The sequence below is a fragment of the Streptococcus sp. UBA632 genome (assembly GCF_002300045.1).
Lineage (GTDB): Bacteria > Bacillota > Bacilli > Lactobacillales > Streptococcaceae > Streptococcus > Streptococcus alactolyticus.
On the sequence record NZ_DBPA01000042.1, the window covers coordinates 1 to 6282 of the forward strand.

Annotated in this window: 4 protein-coding genes; 3 read left to right on the forward strand and 1 reads right to left on the reverse strand. The window is 40.1% G+C overall.

The features are described 5' to 3' along the window. Positions 1–153: 153 nt before the first annotated feature. The gene (locus B3473_RS05590) at positions 154–2433 is read right to left on the reverse strand and encodes a Xaa-Pro dipeptidyl-peptidase (protein ID WP_154455489.1); all 2280 of its coding nucleotides are present in this window, start codon (positions 2431–2433) and stop codon (positions 154–156) included. A gap of 118 nt (positions 2434–2551) precedes the next feature. On the opposite strand from B3473_RS05590, the gene gla reads away from it, so the two are divergent. The 3 genes from gla to B3473_RS05605 all read left to right on the forward strand — a co-directional run bounded on the left by gla (position 2552) and on the right by B3473_RS05605 (position 6116). Further along, a complete protein-coding gene (gene gla / locus B3473_RS05595; RefSeq protein ID WP_154455488.1) occupies positions 2552–3397 on the forward strand; it encodes an aquaglyceroporin Gla in 846 nt (281 codons plus the stop codon). 1055 nt (positions 3398–4452) lie between these two features. Beyond that, positions 4453–5199, forward strand: a complete 747-nt coding sequence (locus B3473_RS05600; protein ID WP_235281219.1) for a CppA N-terminal domain-containing protein — start codon at positions 4453–4455, stop codon at positions 5197–5199. Next, positions 5196–6116 carry a serine hydrolase domain-containing protein gene (locus tag B3473_RS05605; protein ID WP_154455486.1) on the forward strand — a complete coding sequence of 307 codons (921 nt, stop codon included), beginning with the start codon at positions 5196–5198 and terminating at the stop codon, positions 6114–6116. Before B3473_RS05600 ends, B3473_RS05605 begins: the two co-directional genes overlap by 4 nt. The last annotated feature ends 166 nt before the right edge of the window (positions 6117–6282 follow it).

Consider the following 6282-nt stretch of genomic DNA (forward strand, 5'->3'; position numbering starts at 1 on the left):
TTTCTAATGAGTAGTTTCGTCGCTTTTCATTATAGGTTATATGGGGCTTTTTTTCTATGCACGAAAAGGCTCCATAACTTCTGACTGGGTGTTACCCACTACAGAAATTATAGAGCCAAAGAAGTCAAATATCAGATTTGACTTCTTTTTGTGTTAGTCATCGATAGGCAAATGCAAGTATGACTGGCCTAAATCCACGGTTAAGTGGTACTTGCTATTATCACGAATCGTATGTTCAAAATCAGTGGTGTAAAGCAAGACACGCAGCGTATCGCCCTTTTCTAGTTGGTAAAGGCTTGGTTGCAAGGTCAAGTCAAAGCACATCCACTTATCAGCAGTAACGTCCTCAATAGTCATGAGATCCGTGCGATTTTGCAGGTTCATAAGCCCTTTCGTAATCACACGCTCAGGTGTTTTAGTAAATGGCAATTCCTTGAGAGCCTCGCGAGAGAAATTGTGTCCATTGTCAATGGCGTGTAAACCAAGGACAGCTGGCAGGTCTTTGAAACGTTTTTTCTCACCGTAATCAAGTACCTGAGCAGACAAGATACCCTTATTGACACTTGATTTCACTTTCAGATGCAGGGTCATTTGACCGTTGATACGCCAGCTATCTTCCACTGGAAAATCAAGGCAAATGCTATTGGCTTTGCCAGCAAACAAGTCTTTTTTAAATGTTCTAAACTGCTTGCCATAACGTTCAAAATCAGCTTCGTCATACTGGTTATCAATGACTCGCTCTTCACTACCAAGAGCAAGGGTCACTTGTTTGTCACTACCAAATGTGTCCAATTTTTCCCATCTTTGTGGCTGGCTATTATCTTGCCAAACAACCGTCGGTAGCGTAAAGTGATTGTCTTGACCGAGCATTTTTTCTGAAAGCAAGGCATTCATGCTTTCACGAAAATCAATGGATTGCCAATTGTGCATGTAAACGTGCTCGCCATGGTGTAAAAAGGCGTGTTTTTCGACCGTGTCAGGCAGAGCATTGAAAATGTTGAAAACATGGCGCGGCTTGACATTCCAGTCCTGAAGCCCGTGAGTAAAGACGCAAGTCGCCTGTACCTTATCAGCGTGTGGTAGATAATTGCGGTCATGCCAAAATTGATTGTAATCCCCAAACGTGCGGTCCAATTGAGCGGATTGAGCATCAAGCAAGTCTTGGTAATGCGCATTATGACGGAGGTAATCTCCAGCCAATAAATTGCGTGAATAGGTTAATTCGGTCAATACGTCAAGGTCCTCACCAGGATAGCCACCAGGGCTGCAAACAAGACCATTTTCACGGTAATAATCATACCAAGATGAAATAGCTGACTCGGAAATAATAACCTTCAAACCGTCCACACCAGTGGTTGCAAGAGCCGTTGACATGGTTCCTAGGTAAGATTTCCCAGTTGTACACACCAAGCCACTAGCCCAATCTGCTAATACTTTCTTGTCGCGACGATGGCTAGAAAAGGCAATCGCTCTGCCATTTAACCAATCAATCACCGCTTTAAAGCTTTCCACTTGGGCATAGTCGCCGCTGGTCATAAAGCCATCAGAACCCGCTGTTCCGACGCCTGAAACATAGATATTTGCAAACCCACGCGCAAGGAAGTAATCGTTCAGGGTGTAGGGGTCAATAAAGTGGAAGCTTTCTTCACTATTTCCAACAGGCAGGTCCTCGTCAGCTAAGTTTAAAGGCTCAAAATCATGCGTTTCAACGTTTATCTTGCCCGCTGGTTTAACCGCTAATTCCCCTTCCATTTTGTACAATTTTTTGTCATTAGCAAGGCCATTTGTCCCTGCGTGGTAAGGGCTTGCTGTCATCATGGTTGGTAAGGGGTGCTTGCTTTTTGCACGAATAATAGTAACCTTAATCAAGTCGCTTTTAGCGTTTTGGTCCGTGTCAATCGGAGCTTGCACATAAACAATCTCACGGACGACATCTGTCGTATCAAAGGTAGCTAGAGATTTGCCATTAAAAAAGTGGTAGTCATTGTCAACGGGGATAAGCCCACGACTAACCACATCATCTAGTAAGGTCATGCCAGATTTATTTCGGCTGGCTAGTAGATGGTAAAGCGTCTCAAGCATATGCCCTTTTTGATAATGCACAGGAAAGGCTATTTTTTCTACAAATGCATTCGTATCTGTGAAATCCACATGAGGAATAAAGCCCAGCAATTGCAGTGCAACGGTGTTGAAAATATCCGTTGTCAAAGGCGCATCAGATTGGAAAAAGGTCAGCAAATCTGTGCCAAAATCAGCCAAAAGATTGTGGAGTGGATAGTCCGTATCCTCGTAGTTAAAGAAGATTTTGCGGCAGAAATTTTCCAAAGCCATCTTGTCTTCATGCTTTTGGTTGAGGTCAAATCCTAAGGCTTGCAATTCTTGTTCAACAATGGCGACAGGTCTTGGGATGAAAGAGAATTGATTGTATTTCATGAAACTTCCTTTCTATAAAAGTAAACGTTTTTATTTTAAAGAGAGCCTTTACATTGTCTATTATACTTGATAAAATGATACTTGTCTAAACTATAATTTTGGAGGAAACAAAAGACACATGGATGTTACATGGACTGTGAAATACATCACAGAATTTATCGGGACGGCATTCCTTATTATCCTTGGAAATGGTGCTGTTGCTAACGTTGAACTTAAAGGGACAAAAGGATACAGATCTGGTTGGATTATCATTGCCGTTGGTTATGGATTTGGTGTGATGATTCCAGCACTTATGTTTGGTAATGTTTCAGGAAACCACATTAACCCAGCCTTTACTTTGGCACTTGCTATTTCTGGTTTATTTGATTGGGCTCACGTTCCACAATATATTCTTGCTCAATTCTTAGGTGCAATGTGCGGTCAATTGCTTGTTGTGATGACTCACAAACCTTTCTACCTCAAAACAGAAAACCCAAATGCTATTCTTGGTTCATTCTCAACTATTTCAGCTGTTGACGATGGCACACAAGCAAGCCACAAAGCTGCTTGGATCAATGGTTTCCTAAACGAATTCTTAGGTTCATTTGTCCTATTCTTTGGCGCTATGGCTTTGACGAAAAACTACTTTGGTGCTGAATTGATCACACGCTTGACAACTTACGGTTATGATGTGACAACAGCAATAAGCCAAGTAGCTCCTTACACAACAGGATCACTTGCAGTAGCACACTTGGGTCTTGGTTTCCTTGTAATGACTTTGGTGGCTTCACTTGGAGGTCCTACAGGTCCAGGTCTTAACCCAGCGCGTGACCTTGGTCCACGTATTGTCCATGCTTTGCTTCCAAAATCAGTTCTTGGTGAACACAAGGGTGATTCTAAATGGTGGTATGCTTGGGTACCAGTAGTAGCTCCAATTCTTGCAGCTATTGCAGCCGTTTGCCTATTCAAATTCTTGTATTTATAATACCTGTTTTTTAAGAGCCTGTTTAGGCTCTTTTTCTTTTGCTAAAAAGTGGCTCTTTGTCAACTGTAGTGGGGTGACGTTAGCTAACATCAAGAGAGAACCAAATTGTTTTTTTCTTTTTTGGGAAGAATCTCCTCTGTGCATCTTATATGTTGATTTTTGCAACTTATAGGCCAAAAGAATATAAATTTTATTGATGGAGCTATACTAATAATGTCAAATGTGACAAATTTTAATAAGGAGGAAACCTAGAGGATTAGTGGTGAAATACTTAAAAAAACTTCTACTCTTGCTTTGCATTGGTGCAATCTACAATCTATATTTTACTCTCATAAATTCAAGTTTAACGTCTTGGATCAATATTATTATATTCATAATATTCGGATATGTTGAAGTGTTTGCTTTAGAGTTATTATTTAAATACTCCATCAAATTTCAGAAAAAACATCTATATCCAAATACTTACTATATTTTTAATATCTAGTATAGTTGAAATGGCATATATGCTGGTTGTTGGTTTGAGTTTTACTATAGCAATCCGTTTTGTTTTGCTAGAAATACCTATTACAATCATTGGTTTATTGTATTGGAAGTATCATGTTGATAAAATTGAAAAATTATTAAGAGACAAAAAATCTAATCTATCAAATTGATTTTTATGATTAACATTGCTATTCTAGTTTATCAATTACATAAGTTTCGAAAACTCATTTTTGATAATCTCTTGATAACCCGTGGTCTGAAATAATAGGTTAGATAATAAACGAATAAAGTCTCTAATAGGTGCTTGGTATTACTGACATTTATCAAAGAATGATAAATGAGATAAAAAGGATCTTAAGAAAGCTACAATTCTCAAAGCGTTAATCAACACGATTATATTAACGTTTATGGGCATTCAAGAGTCATCTCTGGCTGGTAGTGTCTACTACAGAAATTATAGAGCCTAAAAAGCACATAATTTCTTGTCAAATGCTATTTTTTTTTCTACAATAGAGTATCCGCTTATAATAAGAGATGCTTTTGGCATTACACAACATAGCAAGGAGAGATAAATGACATTATTTGACGGCATCACCTTTAAACACCCTGTTTTACGCGTGAATAACCGTGACCACAATATTGATTTTTACAAACGACTAGGATTTAAATTGGTAGTTGAGGAGAACGCCCTTGCTATTTTTTCAGCTAAAAATAAAAAGGCTAGTTTCATCATTGAAGAATCGCCACATCCCCGTACAAGAGCTGTAGAGGGCACTAAAAAGACCAATCAACTGGTCGTTAAACTCCCAAATGCAAACGAGTTATTGGCTGTTTTAGGAAATGGTGTTGTTGTTGAACGTTTGTTTGAAGGCGACAAAGGTTTCGCTTTTGAAACGATTTCTCCAGAAGGTGACCTCTTCTTGCTGCACGCAGAAGACGATGTAGCCACTTTGAAAGAAATTGAGCCAAAGAGCTTCCCTCAAAACGGAGACTTGGCTATCGTTTCAGATTTTCAATTTGAGCAAATCACGCTTAATGTCGCTGATGAAGCTGCAGCACGTGCTTTCTACGACGATGTTTTTGCTGGGGAATTTCCTGTGGATATGCGTTTTGTTCAGGCCAGTGGACCTGATTTGACAGTAGAACCGCATGAAACATGGGATTTGGATATTTTGGAATGCCAAGTACCCCAAGACTATGATTTGAAACACTTGTCTGATTTTCTAGAACAAAAGGGTCAAGAGGTTTACTTAGACAAAAAAGAAAAAGTCCTTGTGCTTTCAGACCCTAATCGCATTGAAATTTGGTTTACAAAATGATGGATTTATTAGATATTGTCCATGACCAAATGACACGTCATATTTACAATGGAGCCTCTGTGGCTCTTTTTAAAAATGGTCAGTGGACGGAGCATTACATTGGTACAATTGATGGGAAAACACCTGTTCAACCCAATCGCATTTACGATTTAGCCTCAGTATCAAAAGTTGTCGGTGTGGGAACGGTGATGATTTCGCTTTTGCAGGAGAAAAATTGGGATTTAGACGCCCCTTTGGTGCACTGTTACCCTGATTTTCAGGACAATACGGTGACCTTGCGGCAACTCTTAACCCATGGCAGTGGCATTGATCCTTTTATTCCTAACCGTGATAAGCTAAACGCACAGGAGTTGAAAGCGGCTATCAATCACATTCGAGTGACCGACTCTAAAGCTTTTTTGTACACCGACATTAACTTTTTGCTGCTAGGTTTCATGTTAGAATACCAGTTGGGGCAATCCTTGGATGAGATTTTCAAGGAGCTTGTTTTTCAGCCTTTTGGGATGGAAAAGACCAGCTTTGGTCCTGTAAAAGGGGCGGTTCCAACGCTTTCAGGTGTTACGGACGGTATGGTTCATGATCCCAAAGCTAAGGTTTTGGGCCATCACTCAGGTTCTGCGGGCTTGTTTTCAACGGTCAAGGATTTGGAAGTGTTCTGCCAGCATTATTTGACGGACGACTTTGCTCGTGGCATTTGGCGTAATTTTAGCAGTACGGCAAAGGAGCGTTCTCTAGCTTGGAACAAGGAAGGGGACTGGTTGGACCATACAGGCTATACTGGACCTTATATCGCCATTAATCGCAAGGAGCAAAAAGCAGCGATTTTTTTGACAAATCGCACCTATGATTACGATGATAGACCGCTTTGGATTGAAGAACGAAAATTGATTTCGCAATGGATTCAGAAACATTTCTAAGCATGTCCGCCTCATAGTTGAGGTGGTTTTTTTGATGATCTTAACAACACAAAAAGCAGCCTTGCCTATCGACAAGACTGCTTTTTTCGGCTCTATAATTTCTGTAGTGGGTAACACCCAGTCAGAAGTTATGGAGCCTTTTTGTGCATAGAAAAAAAGCCCCATA